This is a genomic window from Bradyrhizobium sp. USDA 4503 (assembly GCF_054055815.1).
Map to the genome: position 1 here is coordinate 6,400,827 of NZ_JBSRXS010000001.1, position 25,000 is coordinate 6,425,826.

Genomic DNA, 25,000 nt, shown 5'->3' on the forward strand with positions numbered 1-25,000 from the left:
AGCATGATGCCAGAATAGGCATCTTCGCTCCGTTCGGGCGGGCGGTGGGAAGAAATGACGCGCCCGGCGGTTATTTGCTGATGAACTATTCCCCTTGGCACAGGCATTGCATACGCTTGCCCAAGAAATAATCACCAAAACGTCACCAGACTCGAAGGGGCTGCTCAGATGCGTAACAGGAAAACCAATGCGACGGCGATCATGCTGGCGCTTGCGATAGCCACAGGCGTGCCGGCGATCGCCAGTGCCGAGACCGTGCTGCGCATTGGCATGACCGCTGCCGATATTCCGCGCACGCTCGGCCAGCCCGACCAGGGTTTTGAGGGCAATCGCTTCACGGGTCTGACGATGTATGACGCGCTGACGATGTGGGACCTGTCGTCGTCGGACAAGGCGAGTGCGATGATTCCGGGCCTCGCCACCGAGTGGAAGGTCGACGATGCCGACAAGACCAAGTGGATTTTCAAGCTGCGTCCCGGCGTCACCTTTCATGACGGCTCGCCGTTCAATGCCGACGCCGTGGTCTGGAACGTCGACAAGGTCTTGAAGCAGGACGCGCCGCAATACGATGCGAGCCAGGTCGGCGTCACCGCCTCGCGCATGCCGACGCTGGTCTCGGCGCGCAAGATCGACGACATGACGGTGGAGCTGACCACCAAGGAGCCGGACAGCTTCCTGCCGATCAACCTCACCAATTTGTTCATGGCGAGCCCGGCCAAGTGGCAGAAATTCTACGACAAGGCCGAAGGCGCCGACGCCAAGGCGAAGTCGCAGGCCGCGTGGGCCGCGTTCGCCAAGGACGCGTCGGGCACCGGCCCCTGGAAGATGTCGAGCTTCACCCCGCGCGAGCGGCTCGAGTTGGTGAAGAACGAGAATTACTGGGACAAGGCACGGGTGCCGAAGGCTGACAAGATGGTGCTGTTGCCGATGCCGGAGGCCAATGCCCGGACGGCGGCGCTGCTGTCGGGACAGGTCAACTGGATCGAGGCGCCGGCGCCGGACGCGCTGCCCGAGATCAAGCAGCGTGGTTTCAACCTCTATTCCAACGAGGAGCCACATGTCTGGCCGTGGCAGTTCTCGCGCGTCGAGGGCTCGCCGTGGAATGACATCCGCGTCCGCAAGGCGGCCAATCTCTGCATCGATCGCGAAGGGCTGCGTGACGGCCTGCTTGCCGGCCTGATGGTGCCGGCGACCGGCACGTTCGAGCCCGGCCATCCCTGGCGCGGCAACCCGACCTTCCAGATCAAGTACGACAAGCCGGCCGCGCAGAAACTGATGCAGGAGGCGGGCTTCGGTCCGAACAAGAAGCTGACGGTCAAGATCCAGACCTCGGCATCGGGCTCGGGCCAGATGCTGCCGCTGCCGATGAACGAGTATCTGCAACAGGCGTTGGCCGAATGCTACTTCGATGTGCAGCTCGACGTCATCGAGTGGAACACGCTGTTCACCAATTGGCGGCGCGGCACCAAGGATCCGACCGCCAACGGCTCGAACGCCATCAACGTCACTTATGCGGCGATGGATCCGTTCTTCGCGCTGGTGCGCTTCCTGCAGTCGGGCATGGCGCCGCCGGTATCGAACAATTGGGGCTTCAACAACAACCCGAAGTTCGACGAGCTGGTCAAGAAGGCCCGCCAGACCTTCGAGCCGGCGGCGCGCGACGCCGCGCTGGCCGAGCTGCATGCGGCCTCGGTCGACGACGCGGCCTTCCTCTATGTCGCCCACGACGTCGCACCGCGCGCGATGAGCCCGAAGATCAAGGGATTTGTGCAGCCGAAGAGCTGGTTCGTCGACTTCTCGCCGGTCACGGTCGCGCCGTGAGGCGCTAGCCGCGCAATAGGTATACCCTCTCCCCTTGTGGGAGAGGGTGGCTTCGCAAAGCGAAGCCGGGTGAGGGGTTGTCTCCGCGGACGCTCCTTTCTCGATCGGAAATGACTGTATCCGCGGATAGAAACCCCTCATCCGGCGCGCTCGGCGCGCCACCTTCTCCCACAAAGTGAGAAGGAAGAAAGAACGCAACGTGTTCGCCTATACGTCCAGACGGATCGTCTACGTCATTCCGATCGTGCTCAGCGTGGCGCTGGTGTGCTTCCTCTTGGTGCACATCACGCCCGGCGACCCCTTGGTCGCGGTGCTGCCCGCCGATGCCTCGCAGGAGCTCGCCGCGCAATTGCGCACGGCCTACGGCTTCGATCGCCCATTGCCGGTGCAATTCGGCCTGTGGCTGTGGCGCGCGATCCATGGCGATCTCGGCAATTCGATCGCGACCGGGCGGCCCGTCCTGACCGAGGTGATGCGTGCCGTCGGCAACACCGTGATGCTGGCGATCGCGGCCGCGATGATCGGCTTTACGCTCGGCCTGCTGTTCGGCCTGATCGCCGGCTATTTCCGCGACACCTGGGTCGACAAGGTCGCGACCTCGGTGGCAATAGCCGGCGTGTCGCTGCCGCATTACTGGCTCGGCATGGTGCTGGTCATCATCTTCTCGGTGCAGCTCAACTGGCTGCCCGCGGTCGGTGCAGGACCCGGCGGCTCCGGCGCCTGGGCGTGGGACTGGGAGCATCTGCGCTATCTGGTGCTGCCGGCGATCACCACCTCGGTGATCCCGATGGGCATCGTCACCCGTACGGTGCGCGCGCTGACCGGCGACATCCTGAGCCAGGATTTCGTCGAGGCGCTGCGCGCAAAAGGCCTGCGCGAGACCGAGGTGTTTCGCCACGTCATCAAGAATGCGGCGCCGACCGCGCTCGCGGTGATGGGCCTGCAGCTCGGCTACATGCTGGGCGGCTCGATCCTGATCGAGACCGTGTTCTCCTGGCCGGGTTCGGGCCTGCTGTTGAACTCGGCGATCTTCCAGCGCGATCTGCCGCTGCTGCAGGGCACGATCCTGGTGCTGGCGCTGTTCTTCGTGCTGCTCAACCTCCTGGTCGACATCGCGCAGGCCGCGATCGATCCGCGCATCAAGCGGAGCTAGCCATGAGTGCGATGTTGGATACCGCATTGCAGGCCGTCCCCGCGACCAAGGCGCGTGGCTATTGGGCGACGGTTGGCCGCCGCATCAGGCGCGACAAGGTCAGCATGGCTTGCGCCATCATCCTGGTGCTGATCTTTGCCTCGGCGCTGCTGGCACCATGGCTGCATCTTGCCGATCCCTATCAGGGCTCGATGATCCGCCGTCTCCGCCATATCGGCACGCCGGGCTATCCGCTCGGCACCGACGAGCTCGGCCGCGACATGCTGGCGCGGCTGATCTATGGCGGACGGCTGTCGCTGGTCATCGGCATTCTGCCGGTGATCTTCGCCTTCGTGATCGGCACCTCGCTCGGCCTCGTCGCCGGCTATGTCGGCGGCAAGCTCAACACCGCGATCATGCGCACGGTCGACGTGTTCTACGCCTTCCCGTCGGTGCTGCTGGCGATCGCGATCTCGGGAGCGCTCGGCGCCGGCATCACCAATTCGATCGTGTCGCTGACTATCGTGTTCGTGCCGCAGATCACCCGCGTCGCCGAAAGCGTCACCACCGGCGTGCGCAACATGGATTTCGTCGAGGCGGCGCGCGCGTCCGGCGCCGGGCCCTTCACCATCATGCGCGTCCACATGCTCGGCAATGTGCTCGGCCCGATCTTCGTCTACGCCACTGGCCTGATCTCGGTGTCGATGATCCTCGCCGCCGGTCTGTCGTTCCTCGGGCTCGGCACCAAGCCGCCGGAGCCGGAGTGGGGCTTGATGCTGAATACGCTGCGCACCGCGATCTACGTCAATCCGTGGGTCGCCGCGCTGCCGGGCGCGATGATCTTCGCGGTCTCGATCTGCTTCAATCTGCTCAGCGACGGCATGCGCAGCGCCATGGACATCAGGAATTAGAGCATGAGCGACGCCAATCTCTCCGTCGATATGCTGGAGCCGGTCGCCGACATCGGCGGCGCCGCGCAGCCGCTGCTGCAGGTCAAGGGACTGACCAAGCACTTCCCGGTGCGCGGCGGCCTGTTCAGTCCGCGCAAGACCGTGCGCGCCGTCGACGACGTCACCTTCGCGGTCATGAAGGGCGAGACCGTCGGCATTGTCGGCGAATCCGGCTGCGGCAAATCGACCACCGCGCGGCTGTTGATGCACCTGATGGCACGCGATGCCGGCGATATCATCTATGACGGAAGGCAGGTCGGCCCGTCGCTCTCGCTGCGCGATTTGCGGCGCGGCGTGCAGATGGTGTTCCAGGACAGCTACGCCTCGCTCAATCCGCGCCTCACCATCGAGGAATCGATCGCCTTCGGGCCAAAGGTCCACGGCATGGCCGACGACACGGCGCGGACGCTGGCGCGCGAATTGCTCGGTAAGGTCGGCTTGCGGCCGGAGATTTTCGCCAACCGCTATCCGCACGAAGTGTCCGGCGGCCAACGTCAACGCGTCAATATCGCGCGTGCGCTCGCGCTGTCGCCGCGGCTCGTGATCCTCGATGAAGCGGTGTCCGCGCTCGACAAATCGGTCGAGGCGCAGGTGCTCAATCTGCTCGCCGACCTGAAGCGGGAATTCGGCCTGACCTATCTGTTCATCAGCCACGATCTCAACGTCGTCCGCTACATCTCCGACCGCGTGCTGGTGATGTATCTCGGCGAGGTCGTCGAACTCGGCCCGGTCGATGCGGTCTGGGACGCGCCGGCGCATCCCTATACCCGCGCACTGCTGGCGGCGATGCCGTCATCCGATCCCGACAGGCGCACCGAGGTGCCGCCGATCTCGGGCGATCCGCCCAATCCGATCGATCCGCCATCGGGCTGCCGGTTTCACACCCGTTGTCCGTTTGCGGAGCCGCTCTGCGCAAACGACACGCCAAAACTCAGCGATCTCGATACAATGGGCCATCAAGCGGCGTGCTACATGGCCATTCCTGGCTCGGGGCACAGCCGCGCGCCGGCAAAAGCAAAAGGAGAAAACGCGGCATGACTAGACCCACACCCAAGGATGTCAAGGTGATCGCGCACGTCGCTGACGTGCCCGCCGACGACGAAGTCGCCACCCGGATCGCCAATTCGATCGGGCCGGCATTCGACGGCTTTGCACCGATCTCCGGTACGCTGCCCTTCGATCTCGAACCCGCGAGCTTCCTGCTGGCGCAGATCGCGCAGAAGATCGAGAAGGTGTCTAAATGAGCTCTGATCCGGCCCTGATGACGCTGACCGCGGTCGCCAAGGCGATTGCCGACAAGAAAGTTTCCTCGCATGAGGTGACGCGCGCCGTGCTGCATCGCGTTGCGGAATGGCAGCCACGCCTCAACGCCTATATGGCGGTCGAATCCGAGCAGGCGCTGGCCGCCGCCACCGAGGCCGATGCCGCGCTCGCCAGGGGCAATAGTCGCGGCGCGCTGCACGGCGTGCCGCTGGCGCACAAGGACATGTATTATGACGCTGGTAAGGTCGTGACCTGCGGCTCGCTGATTCGCCGCGACTTCGTGCCGAAGACGACCTCGACCGCCCTGCAGCGGCTGAAGGATGCCGGACAGGTCCGCCTCGGCTCGTTGCAAATGGTCGAGTTCGCCTATGGGCCGACCGGCCACAACGTGCATTACGGCGCGGTGCGCAATCCCTGGAACACCGAGCACATCACCGGCGGCTCGTCGTCGGGCTCGGGCTCGGCGGTCGCCGCGCGGCTCACCTTCGCGGCGCTCGGCTCCGACACCGGCGGCTCGGTGCGCATGCCGGCGCATTTCTGTGGCGTCACCGGCCTGAAGACGACGGTCGGCCGCGTCAGCCGCGCCGGTGCGATGCCGCTGTCGCAGTCGCTCGATACCGTCGGTCCGCTGGCGCAGACCGCGGAGGACTGCGCGCTGCTGCTCGGCCTGATGGCCGGGGCGGACCCGGAGGACCTGACAGCGTCGACACAGCCGGTGCCGGACTATATGGCCGCGACCAAGCAGTCGCTGGAGGGTCTGAAGATCGGCGTCCCGACGGCGTTCTATGTCGACGACCTCGACCCTGAGGTGGCGCGTATCCTCGACGAGACTATCGCCACCTTGAAGAAAGAGGGCGCCGAGATCGTCAAGGTCGAGCTGCCCGATCAGCGCCAGCTCTCCTCGGCATCGCAGCTGGTGCTCGCGGTCGAGGCTGCCGCCTTCCACAAGCGCTGGATGATCGAGCGGCCGCAGGATTACGGCGCGCAGGTCCTGATGCGGCTGCAGAACGGCCTGGCCATTCCGGCGGTCACCTATCTCGAGGCGATGCGCTGGCGCGGCCCCGCGCTCGCCGCGCATAACGCGGCGGTCAACGGGGTCGATGCGGTGATCGCGCCGTCATCGCCGGTGCCGGCGCCGACGATCGCGGAGAGCGATGTCGGCAATGGTCCGGGCGCCGACGCGGTGCTGCAGCGCCTGACGCGCTTCACCCGCCCGGTCAACTATCTCGGTCTGCCATCGCTCTCGATTCCCTCCGGCTTCACCAAGACGGGTCTGCCGGTCGGCATGCAGCTGATTGGTCGCTCCTTCGAGGAAGCGGTTCTGCTCCGGATCGGCGCCGCGTTCCAGCGTGCCACTGATTTCCACGCCAGGGTGCCCAAGCTCGCATGACCAACCTCGTCGAGATCAACAACCTCAATATCCGCTTCACCGGCGATCGCACGGTCCATGCTGTGAACGATCTCAGCCTGCAGCTCGGCGAGGGCGAGGTGTTGGGGCTGCTCGGCGAGTCCGGCTCGGGCAAGAGCGTGACGCTGCGCGCGTTGATGCGGCTGTTGCCGAAGAAACGCACGCAGATCTCCGGCAGCGTCAAGGTGCTGGGACAAGAGGTGCTGGCGATGGACGATGAGGCGCTGTCCGCGTTCCGCGGCCAGACCGTCTCGATGATCTTCCAGGAGCCGGCGCTGGCACTCGATCCGGTCTACACCATCGGCCGCCAGATCGCGGAGACGGTGATGCGCCACGAGGGCAAGAGCGAGCGCGAGGCTACCGCGCGTGCGCTTGAAATGCTCGAGGTGGTGCGGATCCCCTCCGCGAAGCGGCGGCTGGACTCCTATCCGCACGAAATGTCGGGCGGCATGCGCCAGCGTGCGATGATCGCGCTGGCGCTGGCTTGCAAGCCGAAGATCCTGCTCGCCGACGAGCCGACCACGGCGCTCGATGCCACCGTCCAGATTCAGATCCTGCTGCTGCTGCGCGAGCTGCAGCGCGAGTTCGGCATGTCGGTCATCTTCGTCACCCACGACATTGGTGTCGCGATCGAGATCTGCGATCGGGTCGCGGTGATGTATGCCGGCCAGATCGTGGAGCAGGGCGCCTTGCGCGATATCGTGCGCTCACCGGTGCATCCCTATGCCAAGGGCCTGCTGGCCTCGACCATTCACGGCGCGATGCGCGGCCAGCGGCTGGAAACCATTCCGGGCACCCCGCCCTCGCTCGATCATGCGCCGGCCAGTTGCTCCTTTGCACCGCGTTGCAAGTTCGCCGAGCCGCGCTGCAGCGAGCGCTTGCCGCCGGTCGTGCAGGTCGCTCCCGGCCGTTTGGCACGGTGCATCCTGGCCGAGCCGGCGCCCGCCACGGCCTAGCTCGCCCGCGCGACGGCGTCCGTGATCCAGCGCCGCACCGCCGCGATGCGGCGGTCCCGCGCCTGCTCGGTGCGGGAGACCAGGTAGATCGTCTCGCTGTGCGCCGCCTCGAACGCAAACGGCGCCACGAGCCGCTTGCCGAAGCCCGGCCGCGCCTTGATCAGCGGCGCGATCGCAATCGCGACGCCGAGTCCGTGTTCGGCGGCCTCCAGCATCGCCGGCACGCTGTCGAGCCACAGATGTCCGCGCGGAGCGAGATTCGGCAGCCCGGCCTCCCTCAGCCAGGCCGGCCACGCCCGCGGCTGCGTCGTGACATGGATCAGCACCTCGCGCGACAGGTCCGCTGGGGTCCGAAGACCTGCCTTGACCAGCGCCGGCGTACAGACCGGCAATCCTTTGACCTGTACCAGCGGCTCGACTTTCAGCCCGGTGGCATGTTCCCGCCCGTAACGGATCGCGACATCGACGCGTGATCCGTTGAAGTCGGCATATTGGTGGGTGGCCTCGATCCGCAGCGTCAGTTGCGGATGGCGCCGCTTGAAATCCGGCAGCGCCGGCAGCAGCACGGCACTGGTGAAGAACGGCAATGAGCTGATCCAGAGCTCGCTGCCGGCCTCACCGCGTCGCCGCAGCATGTCACGGCTCGCCTCCTGCAGCGTCGCCAGCGCGGCCGACACTTTTGCAAGGTAGCGCTCGCCGTCGTCGGTCAACCGCACCTGGCGCGCGCCGCGGACGAACAGTTTGGTGCCGAACTGCTCTTCCAGCCCGCGGATCTGGTGGCTGATCGCCGACGGGCTCAGCGACAGGTCTCGCGCGGCGCGCCGGAAGCTGAGTTGGGTGGCCGCGCGCTCGAAGGCGAGCAGCGCCGGCAGCGGCGGGATCACCCGCGGATCGGGGGCATCCAATGGGTGAATCTTGCTCACCTGAAGTGATGAATGGCCTTTTGTCATGGCCGCTATTCTTGGATGAGATTGGCTGAACGCTCAATCCTGTTCATCTCAAGGGACCATTCGCCTTGGCCATCTTCGAACCGCTCGCCACGCCCCATCACTGGAAGCCCGCGGCGCTGGCGGCCGGGCCGTTCACCGGCCTTCAGGGCGGGGCGGTCGCAAGCCTGCTGACCGGCGAGGTCGAGGCCATGGCCGGTGCGCGCAATTGGGGCACCGCGATCTCGGCGACGGCCTGGTTCCTGCGGCCGACGCCAATGGCGGAACTGCGCACGCACGTTACCGTGGTGACCGAAGGCGGCCGGGTCAGCGTCGTCGACAACACGCTCTGGCCGGCCGGTGAGGAGCGACCCTGCGCGACGGTGCGCGTGACGCTGTCGCGCGAGCGTGCCGTCGAGGTCCCGGGGTTTTACGGGAGCGCAGCCGATCCGGTGGATCCCACGGCATTTCCGTTGCGCAACCTACACGCCGTCCATGGCCGCAGCTGGTTCATGGAGGCGATGGAAGCCCGTGCCGGCGGCGATACCGCCTGGTTTCGCTTGCATCACGCCGTCATTGCGGACGCCGGCCCATTGGCGCGGGTGCTCGGCCCGGCTGACTGGACCCACGGCATCGCGCGGCCGGTCCAGAACGTGGTGGCAGACCCCAATCCGAACCTTGCGGTGCAGCTATTCCGGTCGCCGCGGGGCGCCTGGATCGGCGTTCGCGCCGATGCGCGCTGGCGCCCGGAGGCGGGGCTCGGTGTCGGCAGCGGGGTGTTGCTCGATGTGGATGGCGAGATCGGCCGGGTCTCGATGTCGGTCATTCTCGTGCCGCTTCCGGGAAGCGCGCCCGCGCGAGGCCAGGGTTCCGCCGCCGGTTAACCCTGATTTATTCCGTCAACTGTCGGTGCGATCACAAAATGAGGCCGCGAACCATGCTTTGGTTCACGCGACTTAAAATGGACGGTGGTCGCAAACGTCTATACAACGTGGTGATCACGTAACCCTTTTGTTTTGCAGAGATCAGTTTTTATGGCAGCCGCGCCCGCTGTCCGGCGTTCCGAACTGGCTGAGGCGCTGCGCGCTTGCCGCAGCGCCTTTATCGGCGTCGGCCTCATCAGTTGCATGATCAACCTGCTCTACCTGACAGGTTCGATGTTCATGCTGCAAGTCTACGACCGGGTGCTGCCGAGCCGCAGCGTTCCGACCCTGGTCGGCCTCGTGGTCATCGCCGCGGTCCTCTACATGGCTCAGGGCGTGCTCGACCTGCTGCGCGGACGGATCCTCGGCCGCGTCGGCACCTCGCTCGACGAAGCGCTCAATGCGCGGGTGTTCGACACTGTCGTGCGGCTGCCGCTGATGGCCGGCAATCGCAGCGAAGGCCTGCAGCCGCTGCGCGACCTCGACAATGTGCGCTCTTTCCTCGGCAGCATGGGTCCCGGCGCGTTCTTCGATCTGCCATGGCTGCCGTTCTACATGGTCATCTGCTTTGCCTTCCATTGGCTGCTTGGCGTCACGGCGCTGGTCGGTGCGATCATCCTGGTGACGCTGACGCTGATCACCGAATACTTGTCGCGCACGCCGGCCAAGGAAGCGATGACGCTCGCGGCGCGGCGCAACGATCTTGCCGCCTCCAGCCGCCGCAACGCCGAGGTGCTGGTGGCGATGGGCATGGCCGGCCGCATGAACAGGCGCTGGAACGAGGCCAACGAGGAATATCTGTCCGGCAACCAGCGTGCGAGCGACGTCACCGGCGGGCTCGGCGCGGTCGCCAAGGTGCTGCGCATGATGCTGCAGTCCGCCGTGCTCGCGGTCGGCGCCTATCTCGTGATCCATCAGGAGGCCACCGGCGGCATCATCATCGCCGGCTCGATCCTGAGCGCGCGGGCACTGGCGCCGGTCGATCTCGCGATCGCGCATTGGAAGGGCTTCGTCGCCGCGCGGCAGAGCTGGCAGCGGCTCAACCGCCTGCTGCAGCAAATTCCGGCGCGGCCCGAGCAGACGCTGTTGCAGGCGCCGGAGAAGAAGCTTTCGGTCGAGGCCGTGACCATGGTCGCGCCGGGCGACCAGCGCGCCATCGTGCAGGACATCACCTTCGCCGTCGAAGCCGGCAGCGGCGTCGGCGTGATCGGCCCGAGCGGCTCCGGCAAGTCGTCGCTGATCCGGGCGCTGGTCGGCGTCTGGATGCCGGCGCGGGGCAAGGTACGGCTCGACGGCGCCGCGCTCGACCAATGGTCGTCCGACCAACTGGGGCGCCACGTCGGCTATTTGCCGCAGGACGTCGAACTGTTTGCCGGTACGGTCGCCCAGAACATCTGCCGGTTCGATCCCGACGCCAAGTCCGACGGCATCATCGCGGCGGCCAAGGAGGCCGGCGTGCATGAGATGATCATCAAGATGCGCGAGGGCTACGACACCCAGGTCGGCGAGCAGGGCACCGCGCTCTCCGCGGGCCAGGCGCAGCGCGTGGCGCTGGCGCGGGCGCTGTACGGCAACCCGTTCCTGATCGTGCTGGATGAGCCGAACTCCAATCTCGACAGCGAAGGCGACGAGGCGCTGACCCGCGCGGTGCGCGGCGCCCGCGAGCGCGGCGCGGTCGTCATCGTGGTTGCGCACCGGCCGATCGGCATCGAGGGCGTCGACCATCTGCTGGTGCTGAAGGACGGCCGCATGCAGACCTTCGGGCCGAAGGAGGCCGTGCTCGCGCAGGTGCTGCAGCGTGCCGCGCCGCCGGTGCCGACGCCGATCAAGATCGTCGCGGATGCGGGAGCCGCCAAGTCATGACCGATCAACCGCGCAACGCACATCGCTCGATCCGCAAGCATCTGATCGTCGGCCTCGCCGTGGTTCTGGTTCTCGGCGGGGGCGTCGGCGGCTGGGCCGCAACGGTGCCGATCTCGGGTGCGCTGATCGCGCCGGGCTCGGTGGTGGTCGAATCCAACGTCAAGAAGGTGCAGCATCCGACCGGCGGCGTGGTCGGCGAGGTGCGGGTGCGCGACGGCGACGTGGTCAAGGCGGGCGACATCGTCGTGCGCCTCGACGAGACCGTCGTGAAGGCCAGCCTTGCGATCGTGGTCAAGACGCTGAACGGTCTTTATGCGCGCGCGGCCCGGCTCGAGGCCGAGCAGCAGGGCCGCGACAAGATCGCCTTCCCGCCGCAGCTGCTCGAGCAGGCCAAGGAGCCGGACGTTCGCGACATCATGGCGAGCGAAACCAAGCTGTTCGAGGTCCGCGTCAACGGCCGCACCGGCCAGAAGGCGCAGCTGCGCGAGCGCGTCACCCAGCTCAACGAGGAGATCTCCGGCCTGCAGGCGCAGGAGAGCGCCAAGGACAAGGAGATCGCGCTGGTGCAGCAGGAGCTGGTCGGCGTCCGCCAGCTCTATGAGCAGCATCTGGTGCAGCTGACCCGCCTGACCACGCTCGAGCGCGACGCGGCGCGGCTCTCCGGCGAGCGCGCGCAGTACATCGCCTCGCGCGCGCAGGCCAAGGGCAAGATCACCGAGACCGAGCTGCAGATCATCCAGGTCGACAAGGACATGCTGGCGGAGGTCTCGAAGGACCTGCGCGAGACCAACGACAAGATCGGCGAGTTCGTCGAGCGCAAGGTCACCGCAGAGGACCAGCTCCGCCGCATCGACATCCGCGCGCCGCAGGACGGCGTCGTGCTGCAGTCGACCGTGCACACCGTCGGCGGCGTCATTACCGCGGGCGATGCCATCATGATGATCGTGCCGAAGGCCGACGATCTGTCGGTCGAGGCCAAGGTCAATCCGCAGGACATCGACAAGCTGCAGGTCGGACAGAAGACAGTGCTGCGGCTCTCCGCCTTCAACCAGCGCACCACGCCGGAGCTGAACGGCGTCGTCACCCGCGTCTCCGCCGACGTCACCACCGACCAGCGCACCGGGCAGAGCTATTACACCATCCGCGTCTCGATGCCGCCGGAAGAAGTGGCGCGCCTCGGCAGCGAGGTGAAGATCATCCCGGGCATGCCGGTGGAAGCCTTCGTCCAGACCGGCGACCGCACCATGCTGTCCTATCTGATGAAGCCGATGAGCGACCAGTTCATGCGCTCGTTCCGCGAGAAGTGAGCCGCGCGCTGCTCTTGTAGCCCGGATGAAGCGCAGCGAAATCCGGGAACAGTCGCTCAGCGGATGAAGTCGTCCCGGATTGCGCTTCGCTTCATCCGGGCTACGCAGTCCTCGTTAGATTGCAGGCTCTTTCCCCAAGTCGTCCCTGCGAAACCAGGGACCCATAACCACAGGATCGAGTTGTTGAAGCAGGCTGTGGCTCCAGCGGACCATCGTCAATTGCCATCGGTGATTATGGGTCCCGGGTCGCGCTTCCGCCTCCGCTCTTCGAGCTTCGGTGAGACAAGTCGCTTGCCCGGGACGACAGGGAAAAATTACCGTTCCAGATTCTTCAACAACAGCTCCAGCGCCGCCTTCGCAAATGCCTGCATGTTCGCCTGCCGGTCGCTGCTCGCGGTCTCCAGCGCGATCACCTGCTGGTGGGGGCCTGCGACAGCCATGCAGCTGTGGCCGGCGGCATCGCCGTAGCGGTTGCCGGTCGGGCCGGCGGCACCGGTCTCCGACAATCCCCAGTCGGTCGCGAGGCGCTCGCGGATCTGCCGCGCCAGCAATTGCGCGTAAGGTTCCGACGCCGAGCGGATGCCGCGCATGGCGTCGTCGGGAATGTCCATCAGCGCGCGCCGCGCGTCGCGGGTGTAGATCACGCCGCCGCCGAGGAAATAGGCCGACGCGCCGGGAACCGCGAGCAGCGATGCGGAGATCAGTCCGCCGGTTGAGGATTCCGCGACCGCAATCGTCTGCTTGTTCGCGATCAGTTTTGCGGCGACCTGTTCGGCGATGGATGTGAGCGCGTTCATCGGCCTTCTTTCTCGTTGCTTGCCATGAAAATCCCGTGGGGCGTCCTGCCCTCCTAGCACACCACGCAGCCCTTTGCCGAGTTGCAGGCCGCGGCATGGCCTGATTGAATGCAAGACAAGAACCAGGCGCCGCCCGACAAGCTTGTCGTGAGAGCGTGCGCGGAGGAAACATCATGACGTCGCCGATCGCGGGCGGCGTGGATTGCGATCTGCATCCCGCCGTGCCTCACCTCACCAGCCTGCTGCCGTACATGAACGACTACTGGCGCGACCAGGTGACGACGCGCGGCATGACCGACCTGATCTCGCAATCCTATCCGACCAATTCGCCGATCTCGTCGCGGCCGGACTGGCGTCCAGCGCAAGGCAAGCCGGGCTCGAGCCTTGCGGACATGCAGCGCCAGGCGCTCGACCAGTTCGGCACGGCCTACGGCATCTGCAATCCGCTCTACGGCGTGCAGATGGTGTTCTCCGAGGACATGGCCGATGCGTTCTGCCGCGCGCTGAACGACTGGCTGGTCAAGGAATGGCTCGACAAGGACGATCGCCTGCGCGGCTCGATCGTGATCCCGGTGCAGAGCATCGAAAAGGCGGTCGCCGAGATCGAGCGCTGTGCGCAGGACAAGCGCTTCGTGCAGGTGTTGATGCTGGTGATGGGCGACATGCCGCTTGGCAAGCGGCACTACTGGCCGATCTACGCCGCGGCGGAACGGCTCGGCCTGCCGGTCGGCATCCATGCCGGCAGCGCCTATCACAATCCGCCGACCTCGGTCGGCTGGGGCTCCTATCACATCGAGGATTATGTTGCGCAGGCGCAGGCGTTCCAGACCCAGCTCACCAGCCTGATCGTCGAGGGCGTGTTCGCGCGCCATCCGAACCTGAAAATGGTGATGCTGGAGTCCGGCTTCACCTGGCTGCCGCCATTCCTGTGGCGGCTGCACAAGTTCTGGCGCGGCGTGCGCATGGAGACCCCGTGGGTCGACCGCGCGCCGCTGGAGATTGTGCGCAGCAACATCCGCTTCTCGCTGCAGCCGGTCGATGCGCCGCCGGACGGAGACACGCTGAACCGCCTGTTCGACCATATGCGGTCGGACGAATTGATCCTATTCTCGTCAGATTATCCGCATTGGCAGTTCGACGGCGACGAGGTGCTGCCGCACGGGTTGTCGCAGGATCTGGTACGCAAGATCATGATCGATAATCCGCATGCGACCTATGGCCGGCTCAAGGTGAAGGAGATGACGCCATGAACATCCAGCTCCGCGAGCGTCCCGAAACCGCATCGCCGACCAGCATCAAGACCGCGATCGCCGACTGCGACATCCATCCGGCCCGCGCCACCAAGGATGAATTGTATCCTTATCTCGAAAAGCGCTGGCATGCGCATCTCGAGACCTTCGGCGTCCATGCCTATCAGGGCATGATGGGAGGCCCGCCCTATCCGAAGGCGCAGCCGAATGCGTCGCGCCGCGATGCCTATCCGCCGGAAGGCGGCCCGCAGGGCTCGTCGCTGTCCTTCATGCAGAAGCAGCACCTCGATCCCAACAATGTCGCGCTCGGCGTGCTCAACCCGCTCAACACCGGACAGGGCATCCGCAACCAGGATCTCGCCGGCGCGATCTGTTCGGCAATCAACGACTGGCAGATCGAGAAATGGACCAGCAAGGATTCCCGCCTGAAAGGCTCGGTCGTCGTCGCCAATGAGGATGGCATGTCGGCCGCCGCCGAAATCCGCAAGCGCGCGGGCGACACAAATTTCGTCCAGGTGCTGCTGCTCAGCCGCAATGTCGAGCCGCTCGGCCAGCGCCGTTACTGGCCGATCTATGAGGCGGCACAGGAAGCCGGCCTTCCGATCGGTGTGCACGCCTTCGGCTTCGGCGGCAACCCGATTACCGCGTCGGGGTGGCCGAGCTACTATATCGAGGAGATGGTCGGGCATTCGCAGTGCCAGCAGACCGCGCTGGCGAGCCTCGTGCTCGAGGGCGTGTTCGAGCGCTTCCCGAAACTGAAGATGGTGATGGTCGAGGCCGGCTTCGGTTGGGCGCCGTCGCTGGCCTGGCGGCTCGACAAGGTGTTTTCGCGGCTGCATGCCGAGGTGCCGCATCTGAAGCGCAAGCCGTCGGAATATATCCGCGACCACATCTGGTGGACGACGCAGCCGATGGAGGATCCGGAGAGCCGCGACCATCTGTTCCAGACCATCGAGTGGATCGGCTGGGACAGGCTGCTGTTCGCGACCGATTACCCGCATTGGGATTACGACGAGCCGTCGCGCGTGCTGCCGGCCGGCGTCAGCGATGCCAATCGCCAGGCGTTCTATCTCGACAACGCCAAGCAGCTGTACGGTATCGCATGATCCGAAAAAGTGGGAACCGGTTTTTCGAATCAGATCATGCGTGAGAACGATTGATGGCGCGGCATGTGATAGCCCCGGTGGACGAGCTGCCGCCGGGTTCGCGAAAATTCCTCGAGATCGACGGACGGCCGATCGCGGTCTTCAACGTCAAGGGCGAGTTCTTCGGCCTGCTGAACCGCTGCCCGCATCAGGGCGCGGCGCTGTGTGAGGGGCCGCTGATCGGGCTCGCGTCGTCGTCGGACCCCGGCGAAATCGAATACACCAAGCTCGGCGAGATCCTGCGCTGCCCCTGGCACGGCTGGGAGTTCGACATCCGCACCGGCCAGTCCTATTGCGACCCGCGCCGCTTCCGCGTGCGCGCCTATCCGGTCAGCGTCGAGCCGGGCACCAATGTGGTGAAGGGACCGTATGTCGCCGAGACCATCAAGGTCGCGGTGGAGAGTGACTACGTGGTGGTGGATTTGTAGCCGCGACCGTCCCGAAATCCTGTTCACCGGAGATGGCAATCGGTGAGCGTCGTGCAAAGCATCGTCTTGCGTGCGTTTGGCCGTCCCCGGGGCCTGCTGGGGAGGCTCGGCGGCAGGATCATGGCGCGCACCAATGCAGATTGCGGCGCGTGGGTCGCAGATCGCCTCGAGGTCGGACCTGACGACAGCGTGCTCGAAGTCGGGTTTGGTCCGGGCGTCGTCCTTCAACGCCTGTCGACATTGGTGCCGGCGGGACGCGTCGCGGGCATCGATCCGTTGCAGGAGATGGTCGGGCAAGCTCGAGCCCGGAATGCGGCCGCGATCGAGGATGGTCGTGTTGAGCTTTGGCTTGGCTCCGTGGAACGCATGCCATTCGATGCGAATAGCTTCGACGCGGCGCTGGCGATCAACTCGATGCAGGTCTGGCCGGATGCCGTCGCCGGCCACGTGAGGTCCGTCGCGTGATGAAGCCGAGCGGCAGGATCGCACTCGGCTTTACGCGCTACTCCGGACAGCCCAAGGAAGGGGTGACGGAAAAGCTGGCAGCGGCCGGCTTCACGCAGGCTCAGCTGGTCGAGACAAATGAGTGGTTCTGTGCCCTGGCGACAAAGCCCGATGCAGGATGAGTTCGTAAGCCGGGCTACGCTGCGCTAACCCACCACCATTCATTCCGCCATCATCTGCCGTTCGCGCGCATAGCGCACCAGCGCGACAAAGCGGTAGATACCGTGCACGAATTTGCCGTAGGGCATGGTGATGAACAGCGCGAACACCACGCCGAGATGCAGCGCCAGCAGCGGGCCCATCGCGGCGGTCTCGCGCCACAGCAGCAAGGCGAGGCCGGTGATGCTGGTCAGGAACAGCATCAGGATGAACGCGGTGTCCATGCCCATGCGCAGTTCGTCGACCAGCACGCGGTCGCGCTTCCATTTCTCCGACAGGAGTCCGAGCGGACCGACCACGAGCCCGATGCCGCCGAGCGTGCCGAGCACGACGGGCAGGTCCCACCACGCATAGGGTGCCTCGCGCGCCAGGAGGTAGTGATACAGCGTGCCGACGCAGGTCGCGGCGAAGCACAGCGCGAAGCCATAGAAGGTGAAGTGGTGATACAGCTTGCGGCGGTCGGTCGGCTGGTCGTCCTCGTTGAAGCAGCCGACACCGCCGCCGTCGAGGTAGCGCAGCTCGCCGGCGTCGCGGACCGCCTGCAACAGCGCCTTCGCATCCGTCGTCATGCCGACCGGCTCGCCGATGTCGCGCCAGAAGGCGCGCACGCCCATTACCAGCGCCAGGATCGCGTAGAGCAGGGCTAAGCCGAACAGCAGCGCCATCGCATTGTGCGGCATCAGTTTGTAGAACGCGCCGGGACCGGTGTGGATGCCGGTGAGCACGCCGCGATCATTGACCGCGGCGAAGCCGAAGATAAAGGCGGCGACGCTGAGCGCTGCGATCAGGCTGATGACGAGGCCGTTGCGCGCGAACGCGCCGGCAAAGGCGCGCGGCCAGGCATAGGCGGCATAGGATTCGGCGCGCGCGACCGCGAGCGTCTTCGGTACATTGACGTTGAATTCGTGCGGCGGCGAGAACTGGCAGTCGGTGTAGCAGGCGCCGCAGCTATGGCAGAGGTTGGCGAGGTAGTTGAGATCGCCGTCGGAGAAGGCGCGGCGCATCTCCATCGCGGGAAACACCGCGCACAGGCCCTCGCAATAGCGGCAGGAATTGCACACCGTCATCAGACGGTCGGCTTCCTGCAAGATCCTCGTCCCGTGCATCGCGTCTGTCCCGCCTTCAGTTCCGCGCATTCTTGGCTGCTTCCCGGCCGGCGACGCGGCCGAACACGCTGCCGATGGTCATGCCGATGCCGGCGGCATAGCCCTTGCCGAGCACGTTGCCGGCCATGATCTCGCCGGCGGCGAACATGTTGGCGGACGGCTTGCCGTCCTTCATCAGTATCCGCGCCTCCCTGTTCACGCGGGTGCCGAGATAGGTGAAGGTGATGCCGGGCCGCACCGGATAGGCGAGATAGGGCGGCGTCTCGATCCGGCGCGCCCAATGCGTCTTCGGCGGCGTGATGCCTTGGGTAGCGCAGTCGTCGAGGATGGTGTGGTCGAAGGTGCCGGGCTGCACCGCGGCGTTGAACTCGGTGATGGTCTTTTCCAGCGCGGCCGCGTCGAGCTCGAGCTTGCCGGCGAGTTCGGCAATCGTCGCGCCCGCGATCGGTGGAAACAGCGTCGGCATGAAGCTCGTCACCACGGTCGAGTCGAAGATGATGTAGGCGATCTGGTCCGGCTGCGCGGCGACCAGGCGGCCCCAGATCGCATAGCGTTTCGGCCAGATGTCCTCGCCCTCGTCGTAGAAGCGCTCGGCATGCTTGTTGACGACGATGCCGAACACCACCGAGTCGTGACGCGTGATGATGCCGCCGTCGAATTTCGGCGCGCGGGCGTCGATCGCCACCGCATGGCATTGCGTCGGATCGCCGATCTCCTGCACGCCCTTGGCGAGCAGCATCTTGAGGATCGCGCCGCGATTATAGGGTGTGCCGCGGATCAGGAAATTGTCGGCCGCATCGCCCCAGGATTCCTTCAGCCATTCGATGTTGGCCTCGAAGCCGCCGGCGGCCGCAACCAGGGTCGAGGCGCGGACTTCGGTCTTGCCGCCGACCGGCTGCTTCAGCTGCGCCGAAAGGAACATGCCGTCCTCGACCATGAGATCGATGACCTCGGCATCGTAGAGGATGTCGACGCCGAGCTCCTCGGCGGTGCGATAGAGCGCGTTCAGCATCGCGCGCCCGCCGCCGAGGAAGAACGAGTTGGTGCGGCCAAGGCTCAGCGTGCCGCCGAGCGACGGCTGCCAGCGCACGCCCTGCTCGACGATCCAGTTCAGGATGTCCTTGGACTCGTGGATCATGAAGCGGGCCAGTTCCTCGTCGGTCTGGCCGCCGGTCACCAGCAGCAAATCCTTCCAGAACTCCTCCTCGGTGTAGGGACCGGTGAGGATCTCGGTCGCCGCGTCATGGGCGCAGCGCATGTTGCGGGTGTGGCGGGTGTTGCCGCCGCGATAGAATTTCGGGGCGCCTTCCAGCACCAGCACCGAGGCGCCGGCGCGCCGTGCGCTGATCGCAGCGCACAGCGCGGCGTTGCCGCCGCCGATCACCAGCACGTCGAACCTGCGCGTCAGATCAACCATGCGCTCTTGTTATCGTTGTTGGCATGGAAAGCAACACGGCCGGGCGCATGAGCATGATCCGGAAAAGCGTGTCGCGATTTTCCGGGGAAGTCATGCCCAGCGAGCCCGCCCGGCCGCGAAGTGGAATATCAGGCCGCAACCGTCTCGCGCTGCTCGATGGTCTGGCCGCCACGATAGACGATCAGCGCGGCGACGATGCCGAGAGCTGCGGCGCACATCAGCCAGTAGCCGGGCGAAGCCTTGTCGCCAGTTTGCTGGATCAGCCAGGTCGAGGCGAACGGCGTGAAGGTGCCGAACAGCCCGGCCGCCAATGCAAAGGCCAGCGAGAAGCAGGTGGTGCGGACATGCGCCGGCACGATCTCGACCAGGCAGCCCAGCATGGTGCCGCTGTAGACACCGAAATAGAACGAGAACATCATCTCGACCGCCAGCATCTTGCCGAACGAGGGATTGGTCACCAGCCAGTGCAACGCCGGATAGGCCGTGATGAGGGACAGGCCGGCGATCGCCAGCAGCACCGGCTTGCGGCCGATCCGGTCGGACACCGCGCCGCCGACCGGATTCCAGATGAAATTGGTCACCGCAACCAGCAGCGTCACCAGCAGCGCATCCTGGGTCGAGAGCTTCAGCACGGTCTTGCCGAAGGTCGGCGTATAGACGGTGACGAAGTAGAAGGTGGTGGTGGTCAGCACCGCGATCATCATGCCGAGCACGACGATGCGCCAGTTCGCGATCGCCGAGGCGAACACCTCGCTTGCGGTCGGATGCTTCTTCATCGCGAGGAACGCCGGGGTCTCCTCCAGCGTCCGGCGCAGGAAGAAGATCACCGGGATGATCAGGCAGCCGACGAAGAACGGGATGCGCCAGCCCCAGGAGGCCACGGTCGCGGCCGGCATGCTCTCGCTGAGGACGAAGCCGAGGATCGAGGCGACGAAGATCGCGACCTGCTGGCTCGCCGACTGGAACGAGGTGTAGAAGCCGCGATTGCCGGGCGTGGCGATCTCCGCGAGATAGACCGAGACGCCGCCGAGCTCGACGCCGGCGGAGAAGCCCTGCAGCAGGCGCGCGATCAGCACGATGATCGGCGCCGCAATGCCGATGGTCGAATAGCTCGGGCAGAGCGCGATCACCACGGTGCCGATAGCCATGATCGACAGCGTCACGATCAGGCCCTTGCGGCGGCCGATGCGGTCGATATACGCGCCGAGCACGACGGCGCCGACCGGGCGCATCAGGGCGCCGAGCCAGAACACGCCGAACGCGTTGAGCAGCGCCGCGGTCTCGTTCTCGGAGGGGAAGAAGGCCTTCGCAATCGCCTGGGCGTAGAAGCCGAACAGGAAGAAGTCGAACTGCTCGAGGAAATTGCCGCTGGTCGCGCGCAGGATGGCGCCAAGACGCGATTTGATCTGCGGGACTTGCGATGAACTCGACTGCGACATAACGCCTTTCCTCCCCGTGACAAAAACGGCCGGCGCAAATTGTCTCGCCGGCCAAAGCAGTTAACTGCCATGTGCGGCAATTTGGCACGGCTGTCCGGCGCGACCAACCCGGAATCACCCGGGGGCTATGGGAAAAAAGCCGTAGGTGGAAATCGCAGGGAGCCTTTCGAGCGAAGGGGATATTGGTTCGCGCGAAGAAACCTCGTCAAAACAACGATCTGGCGCTTTGGCCCAGGTCCAATCAGAACCGAAGCTCCGGCCGGCGCGTGCGCCGCATCAAGGCGCGGCGTGCGCCGTTGTGCCGAGCCAGCTCCGGAACGCGGAGAGCTTTGGCGTATCGGCGCGTCCCTGCGGCGAAACCAGGTAGAAGCCGGCGTCGGCCGGTAGCGCGATCTTGAAGGGAACCACGAGGCGACCCTTGGCGATGTCGTCCTGCACATAGGAGGTGCGGCCCATCGCGATGCCGATGCCGTCGATCGCGGCCTGGATCGTCACGAACAGCAGGTCGAAGGTGACGCCGGGCTGCTTGGAAATATCGGTCGGCAGCCCCGCCGCGGTCAGCCACAGCCGCCAGTCGTCGCTGTTGGCGTTGCTGGTGTGCAGGAGCGTGTGGTCCCTGAGGTCTTCAGGGCATTTCAGCGGTCTGGTGCCCTGCAGCAGCGACGGGCTGCATACCGGAAACAGCTCATCCGCCATCAGCCAGTCGGCACGCAAGCCCGCCCATTGGCCGCGGCCATAGCGGATCGCCGCGTCGACCTTGTCGCGCTGGAAGTCGACCAGGCTGGTCGAGGTGGTGATGCGAACGTCGATGCCGGAATGCGCCTCCTGGAAGGCCGACAGCCGCGGCAGTAGCCATTTGGCGGCAAGCGATGCCAGCGTCGAGACCGTCAGCACGTGATCGTCGTCCCGGCGCAACAGGCGGTCGGTGGCGAGCCTGAGATCGTTGAAGGCGGCCCGGACGCCGGGAAGGTATTCGGCAGCCTCCGGCGTCAGGCTCAGCGAGCGGTTTTGGCGGACGAACAGGCGGACGCCGAGCTCCTCCTCAAGCCGCCGGATCTGATGGCTGATCGCGGTCTGCGTCACGTTCAGTTCGGACGCCGCCAGCGTGAAGCTCATATGCCGCGCGGCGGCCTCGAACGCCCTCAGGCCATTCAGCGAAGGCAGGCGGCTGGTCATCTCTGGGGCGTCTCCAAATACATGACTTTAATTCATGCGAAACGGTACAAAGTGTCGTTTGTGAGCGGGCCGAATAGCCCCGATATTACCGCCAACAGGTTACCGACAGGAGCCGCAGATGTCCATTTTCACCCATGAACCGATGACAAATCATCATACGCCAAATCATCACGCATCGGGCCTGCTGAACCAGGTCGGCGAGACGCTGCATGTCTGGTGGGAGCGCTACGAGCGCCGCCGCGAGCTGTCGCAGTGGACCGAGCGCGACCTGCACGACATCGGCATGTCCCGCAGCGACATCGTGTTCGAGACCGAGAAGCCGTTCTGGCGGGCCTGAGAAGGACGCCACCGCTGGCGTCGCCTCGATCGAGGGACGCCGGCTAATTTCTTCACCCGAGGAGCGTGTCATGGTTGCGCTGCATCTCGACGATCTCAAGCAATACTCTGACGTGCTGCGCGCCAAGAACGGCAGCGAGGTCAAGGTGCGCTTCGTCGAGCCGCGCGACCGCGAAGAGCTGCAGAGCTACATCCGCTCGCTCTCCGCGGGGTCCCGTTACAACCGCTTCCTGGGCGCGTTGAGCGAGCTGCCGAAGACGGAGCTCGAACGTTTCATCCATGTCGGCGAGGCTGACCGGTTCACGGTGGTCGCGACGATGCTGGTCGATGGCTTTGAGACCATCGTCGGCGAAGCCCGCTACGCCTTCCATGCCGATACGTCGAGCGTCGAGTTCGGCCTGTCGATCGATGACCGGTGGCAGGGCCACGGCATTGGCAAGGCGTTGCTCAGGAATCTCGAATGCCGTGCGGCGTCCTTCGGAGCCGAACGCATCTTCGGCGACACGCTGCGTTCCAATGCGACGATGATCGGCCTCGCCCGCAAGTCGGGCTACGCCTTCACCCAGAGCCCCGGCGACTGGAAGCTGGTGCGCTTCGTGAAAGAGATCCACGTCGAACCGCAAGACATTCCCTGTGCCAGCTGGCGGCTTGCCGCCACTTCCCGCTTGGCCGCGATGTCCTCGCTTGCGGTTTGACTGACTAGGCCCGGTTCTGGCCCCTCCAGAACCGGGCCCTTTTCTTTTCCCAACCGGTGCTGCGACTGCTACTCGTCATGCGCGGGCTTGACCCGCGCATCCATCGAGCGAAAGCGTTTCTTTCGATGGATTGCCGGGTCAGGCCCGGCAATGACGGACATCGAACTAGGATCAACTCCCCCGAAACACCGGCTTGCGCTTCTCGATGAAGGCCTGCACCGCCTCCTTGTGATCGGCCGTCGTGGTGAGCCGGATCAGCCGCTCGGCCTCGTGGTCGCGTGCGGTGGCGAAGTCGAACTGCAGCGCCTCGTCGAGATTGTCCTTCATGTAGCGCAGCGCCAGCGTCGGGCCTTCGGCGATGGACTTCGCCAGCGCAAAGGCGTCGTCCTGCAGCGTTTCGTCCGGCACCACGCGATTGACGAGACCGATCTGCTCGCATCTCGTGGCGTCGACCTTCTCCGAGGTGAACATCAGCTCGCGGGCGCGCGAGGTGCCGACCAGCCGCGTCAACAGCCATGCCATGCCGTAATCGCCGCTCAGCGCCACGCGCAAGTAACCGGTCGAGATGAAGGCGGATTGCGCCGCGATCCGGATGTCGCAGGCCATCGCGATCGCAAGGCCGGCGCCGACCGCGGGACCGGGAAGGGCAGCAATGGTCGGCTTGCGCACCGAGGCCAGCGAGCCGGTGAGCAGGCGCTGGCGCTCCTGCAAATCCGCGACCTTGTCCTCATAGGACATTTCGAGCTTCTTTTTGTCGCGATGCGCGCCCATGCCCTTGACGTTGCCGCCGGCGCAGAACGCCTTGCCGGCGCCGGTGACGAGCAGCACGCCGACCTCGGGGTTCTCGCCGCAGGTCTTGATCATCGTGCGCAGCGCCGGCGTCAGTGTGTCCGACAGCGAGTTGCGGGCGTCCGGGCGATTCAGCGTGATGACGGCGACGCGATCGCGGATCACGCAGAGCAGTTCGTCGGTGCCGGTCTCGATCTTGATTTCAGCGGTCATGTCGTCGCTCCCCATGTCTGTTTGTTTCGTCATTCCGGGGCGATGCGAAGCATCGAGTCCGGAATCTCGAGATTCCGGGTCTGGTGCTAGCGCACCATCCCGGAATGACGGTGAAAGTTACTTCACGCGGTGAGCAAAAGGCGCCAAGCCTCGTGCGCACCGCCTCACAGCTTGCTCGCGATCTTGATCACGTTGGCGTTTCGTCCAGCCTACGCCGCTTGCATGATCTCCGTCATCTCAAAACTTCTCAACCCAGGGCCGCAATTCCAGCTCCCAGGTCCAGGCACTGCGCGGCTGCTGCAGCACGCTCCAGTAGCTCAGTGCAATCGCGTCGGGATCGAGCATCGAGTCCGGCCGCTCGGCGGGCTCGGCGCGGGCAGCGCTGCGGATGCCGCCGTCGATCACGAAATGCGCGACGTGAATGCCCTGCGGCGACAGTTCGCGCGCCATGCTCTGCGCGAGGCCGCGCAAGGCGAACTTGCCCATCGCGAACGGCGCCGATTGCGCATAGCCCTTCACGCTGGCGGAGGCGCCGGTGAACAGGATTGCGCCCTTCTTGTTGGGCAGCATGCGCTTCGCCGCCTCCTGCGCCACCAGGAATCCGCCGAACGCCGAGACCGCGATCGCCTGCTTGACCTCTGTGGGGACGAGTTCGACGAAGGGGCCGCGCGAGCGGCCACTGGCGTTGTAGACCACGAGATCAGGCATTCCAATCTCGCGCTCGACCAGACCAAAAAGACGTTCGACATCCTCGGCCTTGGTGGCGTCGCAAGCATAGGCCCGCGCGCCGGTTTCGGTGCAGAGCGCGCCGAGCTTCTCGATGCTGCGGGCGCCGAGTGCCACGCGAATTCCCTCCCGCGAAAATAGCCGCGTCAACGAGGCGCTGAGACCCTCGCCGGCGCCGACGATCAGGGCGATCTTGTATTTTGGAATATCCATTGGGCTTTCCTTTGCTCGGCCGGAGGAGGATAGTCGTGCCCAAACAAATGAGCACCGA

At 65.5% G+C, this 25,000-nt stretch carries 25 protein-coding genes; 17 read left to right on the forward strand and 8 right to left on the reverse strand.

The genetic code is table 11. The annotated features are described in order from the left end of the window. Window positions 1-168: 168 nt before the first annotated feature. The 7 genes from ACVMIH_RS30385 (at window position 169) to ACVMIH_RS30415 (ending at window position 7,530) form a co-directional block, all read left to right on the forward strand. Window positions 169-1,821 (forward strand): ABC transporter substrate-binding protein, encoded by a 1,653-nt coding sequence (locus ACVMIH_RS30385; RefSeq protein ID WP_456864440.1) that lies wholly within the window; start codon window positions 169-171, stop codon window positions 1,819-1,821. Between the two features lie 199 nt (window positions 1,822-2,020). Further along, complete coding sequence (locus tag ACVMIH_RS30390; protein WP_050382524.1) at window positions 2,021-2,974, forward strand: ABC transporter permease; 954 nt, start codon at window positions 2,021-2,023, stop codon at window positions 2,972-2,974. A 2-nt stretch (window positions 2,975-2,976) separates the two neighbouring features. Continuing rightward, the gene (locus tag ACVMIH_RS30395; protein ID WP_156436506.1) at window positions 2,977-3,864 is read left to right on the forward strand and encodes an ABC transporter permease; all 888 of its coding nucleotides are present in this window, start codon (window positions 2,977-2,979) and stop codon (window positions 3,862-3,864) included. A 3-nt stretch (window positions 3,865-3,867) separates the two neighbouring features. After that, window positions 3,868-4,941 (forward strand): ABC transporter ATP-binding protein, encoded by a 1,074-nt coding sequence (locus ACVMIH_RS30400; RefSeq protein ID WP_057020086.1) that lies wholly within the window; start codon window positions 3,868-3,870, stop codon window positions 4,939-4,941. Then, window positions 4,938-5,147, forward strand: coding sequence for a hypothetical protein (locus tag ACVMIH_RS30405; RefSeq protein ID WP_076832604.1), 210 nt, complete (start codon window positions 4,938-4,940; stop codon window positions 5,145-5,147). Before ACVMIH_RS30400 ends, ACVMIH_RS30405 begins: the two co-directional genes overlap by 4 nt. After that, window positions 5,144-6,556, forward strand: a complete 1,413-nt coding sequence (locus tag ACVMIH_RS30410; protein ID WP_456864442.1) for an amidase — start codon at window positions 5,144-5,146, stop codon at window positions 6,554-6,556. The genes ACVMIH_RS30405 and ACVMIH_RS30410 overlap by 4 nt, the downstream gene beginning before the upstream one ends. After that, entirely contained in the window at window positions 6,553-7,530 is a 978-nt protein-coding gene (locus ACVMIH_RS30415; RefSeq protein ID WP_229190236.1) for an ABC transporter ATP-binding protein, read from the forward strand. Before ACVMIH_RS30410 ends, ACVMIH_RS30415 begins: the two co-directional genes overlap by 4 nt. Here ACVMIH_RS30415 and ACVMIH_RS30420 read toward each other — a convergent pair. Next, a complete protein-coding gene (locus ACVMIH_RS30420) occupies window positions 7,527-8,435 on the reverse strand; it encodes a LysR substrate-binding domain-containing protein (RefSeq protein ID WP_253625134.1) in 909 nt (302 codons plus the stop codon). The two genes, ACVMIH_RS30415 and ACVMIH_RS30420, sit on opposite strands and share 4 nt — an antisense overlap. A gap of 110 nt (window positions 8,436-8,545) precedes the next feature. On the opposite strand from ACVMIH_RS30420, the gene ACVMIH_RS30425 reads away from it, so the two are divergent. The 3 genes from ACVMIH_RS30425 to ACVMIH_RS30435 all read left to right on the forward strand — a co-directional run bounded on the left by ACVMIH_RS30425 (window position 8,546) and on the right by ACVMIH_RS30435 (window position 12,549). Continuing rightward, a complete protein-coding gene (locus tag ACVMIH_RS30425; protein ID WP_456864444.1) occupies window positions 8,546-9,340 on the forward strand; it encodes an acyl-CoA thioesterase domain-containing protein in 795 nt (264 codons plus the stop codon). Window positions 9,341-9,490: 150 nt separating this feature from the next. Then, window positions 9,491-11,242: a type I secretion system permease/ATPase gene (locus ACVMIH_RS30430; RefSeq protein ID WP_076832591.1), complete on the forward strand. Its 1,752-nt coding sequence runs from the start codon at window positions 9,491-9,493 to the stop codon at window positions 11,240-11,242. Beyond that, window positions 11,239-12,549, forward strand: a complete 1,311-nt coding sequence (locus ACVMIH_RS30435; protein ID WP_057020081.1) for an HlyD family type I secretion periplasmic adaptor subunit — start codon at window positions 11,239-11,241, stop codon at window positions 12,547-12,549. The genes ACVMIH_RS30430 and ACVMIH_RS30435 overlap by 4 nt, the downstream gene beginning before the upstream one ends. Before the next feature lie 314 nt (window positions 12,550-12,863). Here the strand turns inward: ACVMIH_RS30435 and ACVMIH_RS30440 are convergent, their stop codons facing one another. Then, window positions 12,864-13,346, reverse strand: a complete 483-nt coding sequence (locus ACVMIH_RS30440) for a CinA family protein (protein ID WP_456864446.1) — start codon at window positions 13,344-13,346, stop codon at window positions 12,864-12,866. A gap of 173 nt (window positions 13,347-13,519) precedes the next feature. Here ACVMIH_RS30440 and ACVMIH_RS30445 point away from each other — a divergent pair, with 173 nt between their 5' ends. From ACVMIH_RS30445 to ACVMIH_RS30465, 5 genes are read left to right on the forward strand one after another with little or no spacing between them, the layout of a single operon-like run. Next, the gene (locus ACVMIH_RS30445; protein ID WP_456864448.1) at window positions 13,520-14,596 is read left to right on the forward strand and encodes an amidohydrolase family protein; all 1,077 of its coding nucleotides are present in this window, start codon (window positions 13,520-13,522) and stop codon (window positions 14,594-14,596) included. Continuing rightward, window positions 14,593-15,702: an amidohydrolase family protein gene (locus ACVMIH_RS30450; RefSeq protein ID WP_253625130.1), complete on the forward strand. Its 1,110-nt coding sequence runs from the start codon at window positions 14,593-14,595 to the stop codon at window positions 15,700-15,702. The genes ACVMIH_RS30445 and ACVMIH_RS30450 overlap by 4 nt, the downstream gene beginning before the upstream one ends. Window positions 15,703-15,755: 53 nt before the next feature. Then, window positions 15,756-16,169 carry a Rieske (2Fe-2S) protein gene (locus ACVMIH_RS30455; protein WP_016846808.1) on the forward strand — a complete coding sequence of 138 codons (414 nt, stop codon included), beginning with the start codon at window positions 15,756-15,758 and terminating at the stop codon, window positions 16,167-16,169. 42 nt (window positions 16,170-16,211) lie between these two features. Then, the gene (locus ACVMIH_RS30460; protein WP_199805348.1) at window positions 16,212-16,634 is read left to right on the forward strand and encodes a class I SAM-dependent methyltransferase; all 423 of its coding nucleotides are present in this window, start codon (window positions 16,212-16,214) and stop codon (window positions 16,632-16,634) included. Then, a complete protein-coding gene (locus tag ACVMIH_RS30465; protein ID WP_456864450.1) occupies window positions 16,631-16,795 on the forward strand; it encodes a hypothetical protein in 165 nt (54 codons plus the stop codon). Before ACVMIH_RS30460 ends, ACVMIH_RS30465 begins: the two co-directional genes overlap by 4 nt. A 39-nt stretch (window positions 16,796-16,834) precedes the next feature. On the opposite strand, the gene tcuB is transcribed toward ACVMIH_RS30465, so the two are convergent. The 4 genes from tcuB to ACVMIH_RS30485 all read right to left on the reverse strand — a co-directional run bounded on the left by tcuB (window position 16,835) and on the right by ACVMIH_RS30485 (window position 21,970). Then, window positions 16,835-17,938 carry a tricarballylate utilization 4Fe-4S protein TcuB gene (gene tcuB / locus ACVMIH_RS30470; RefSeq protein WP_456864452.1) on the reverse strand — a complete coding sequence of 368 codons (1,104 nt, stop codon included), beginning with the start codon at window positions 17,936-17,938 and terminating at the stop codon, window positions 16,835-16,837. Window positions 17,939-17,954: 16 nt separating this feature from the next. After that, complete coding sequence (gene tcuA, locus ACVMIH_RS30475; protein WP_199805346.1) at window positions 17,955-19,355, reverse strand: FAD-dependent tricarballylate dehydrogenase TcuA; 1,401 nt, start codon at window positions 19,353-19,355, stop codon at window positions 17,955-17,957. Window positions 19,356-19,483: 128 nt separating this feature from the next. After that, on the reverse strand, window positions 19,484-20,794 hold the full coding sequence (gene tcuC / locus ACVMIH_RS30480) for an MFS transporter (protein ID WP_076832572.1): 1,311 nt from the start codon (window positions 20,792-20,794) through the stop codon (window positions 19,484-19,486). A 276-nt stretch (window positions 20,795-21,070) separates the two neighbouring features. After that, window positions 21,071-21,970, reverse strand: coding sequence for a transcriptional regulator GcvA (locus ACVMIH_RS30485; RefSeq protein ID WP_028336584.1), 900 nt, complete (start codon window positions 21,968-21,970; stop codon window positions 21,071-21,073). 142 nt (window positions 21,971-22,112) lie between these two features. On the opposite strand from ACVMIH_RS30485, the gene ACVMIH_RS30490 reads away from it, so the two are divergent. Together ACVMIH_RS30490 and ACVMIH_RS30495 are read left to right on the forward strand one after the other, a co-directional pair. Continuing rightward, window positions 22,113-22,307: a DUF1127 domain-containing protein gene (locus ACVMIH_RS30490; RefSeq protein WP_092085443.1), complete on the forward strand. Its 195-nt coding sequence runs from the start codon at window positions 22,113-22,115 to the stop codon at window positions 22,305-22,307. A 70-nt stretch (window positions 22,308-22,377) separates the two neighbouring features. After that, complete coding sequence (locus tag ACVMIH_RS30495; protein WP_076832564.1) at window positions 22,378-23,001, forward strand: GNAT family N-acetyltransferase; 624 nt, start codon at window positions 22,378-22,380, stop codon at window positions 22,999-23,001. A 171-nt stretch (window positions 23,002-23,172) separates the two neighbouring features. On the opposite strand, the gene ACVMIH_RS30500 is transcribed toward ACVMIH_RS30495, so the two are convergent. Both ACVMIH_RS30500 and ACVMIH_RS30505 read right to left on the reverse strand, forming a co-directional pair. Beyond that, on the reverse strand, window positions 23,173-24,003 hold the full coding sequence (locus ACVMIH_RS30500; protein WP_057020172.1) for an enoyl-CoA hydratase: 831 nt from the start codon (window positions 24,001-24,003) through the stop codon (window positions 23,173-23,175). A gap of 237 nt (window positions 24,004-24,240) precedes the next feature. Then, a complete protein-coding gene (locus ACVMIH_RS30505; protein WP_456864454.1) occupies window positions 24,241-24,942 on the reverse strand; it encodes an SDR family NAD(P)-dependent oxidoreductase in 702 nt (233 codons plus the stop codon). Window positions 24,943-25,000: the final 58 nt, after the last annotated feature.

Excerpts from the sequence above, each read along its gene's own strand:
- ACVMIH_RS30455 (WP_016846808.1), top strand. The coding sequence starts at position 15,756 with ATGGCGCGGCATGTGATAGCCCCGGTGGACGAGCTGCCGCCGGGTTCG.
- ACVMIH_RS30490 (WP_092085443.1), top strand. The coding sequence starts at position 22,113 with ATGACAAATCATCATACGCCAAATCATCACGCATCGGGCCTGCTGAAC.
- ACVMIH_RS30505 (WP_456864454.1), bottom strand. The coding sequence starts at position 24,942 with ATGGATATTCCAAAATACAAGATCGCCCTGATCGTCGGCGCCGGCGAG.
- ACVMIH_RS30405 (WP_076832604.1), top strand. The coding sequence starts at position 4,938 with ATGACTAGACCCACACCCAAGGATGTCAAGGTGATCGCGCACGTCGCT.
- ACVMIH_RS30430 (WP_076832591.1), top strand. The coding sequence starts at position 9,491 with ATGGCAGCCGCGCCCGCTGTCCGGCGTTCCGAACTGGCTGAGGCGCTG.
- ACVMIH_RS30410 (WP_456864442.1), top strand. The coding sequence starts at position 5,144 with ATGAGCTCTGATCCGGCCCTGATGACGCTGACCGCGGTCGCCAAGGCG.
- ACVMIH_RS30445 (WP_456864448.1), top strand. The coding sequence starts at position 13,520 with ATGACGTCGCCGATCGCGGGCGGCGTGGATTGCGATCTGCATCCCGCC.
- ACVMIH_RS30440 (WP_456864446.1), bottom strand. The coding sequence starts at position 13,346 with ATGAACGCGCTCACATCCATCGCCGAACAGGTCGCCGCAAAACTGATC.
- tcuA (WP_199805346.1), bottom strand. The coding sequence starts at position 19,355 with ATGGTTGATCTGACGCGCAGGTTCGACGTGCTGGTGATCGGCGGCGGC.
- ACVMIH_RS30450 (WP_253625130.1), top strand. The coding sequence starts at position 14,593 with ATGAACATCCAGCTCCGCGAGCGTCCCGAAACCGCATCGCCGACCAGC.
- ACVMIH_RS30435 (WP_057020081.1), top strand. The coding sequence starts at position 11,239 with ATGACCGATCAACCGCGCAACGCACATCGCTCGATCCGCAAGCATCTG.
- ACVMIH_RS30485 (WP_028336584.1), bottom strand. The coding sequence starts at position 21,970 with ATGACCAGCCGCCTGCCTTCGCTGAATGGCCTGAGGGCGTTCGAGGCC.
- tcuB (WP_456864452.1), bottom strand. The coding sequence starts at position 17,938 with ATGCACGGGACGAGGATCTTGCAGGAAGCCGACCGTCTGATGACGGTG.
- ACVMIH_RS30385 (WP_456864440.1), top strand. The coding sequence starts at position 169 with ATGCGTAACAGGAAAACCAATGCGACGGCGATCATGCTGGCGCTTGCG.
- ACVMIH_RS30415 (WP_229190236.1), top strand. The coding sequence starts at position 6,553 with ATGACCAACCTCGTCGAGATCAACAACCTCAATATCCGCTTCACCGGC.
- ACVMIH_RS30395 (WP_156436506.1), top strand. The coding sequence starts at position 2,977 with ATGAGTGCGATGTTGGATACCGCATTGCAGGCCGTCCCCGCGACCAAG.
- ACVMIH_RS30495 (WP_076832564.1), top strand. The coding sequence starts at position 22,378 with ATGGTTGCGCTGCATCTCGACGATCTCAAGCAATACTCTGACGTGCTG.
- ACVMIH_RS30400 (WP_057020086.1), top strand. The coding sequence starts at position 3,868 with ATGAGCGACGCCAATCTCTCCGTCGATATGCTGGAGCCGGTCGCCGAC.
- ACVMIH_RS30500 (WP_057020172.1), bottom strand. The coding sequence starts at position 24,003 with ATGACCGCTGAAATCAAGATCGAGACCGGCACCGACGAACTGCTCTGC.
- tcuC (WP_076832572.1), bottom strand. The coding sequence starts at position 20,794 with ATGTCGCAGTCGAGTTCATCGCAAGTCCCGCAGATCAAATCGCGTCTT.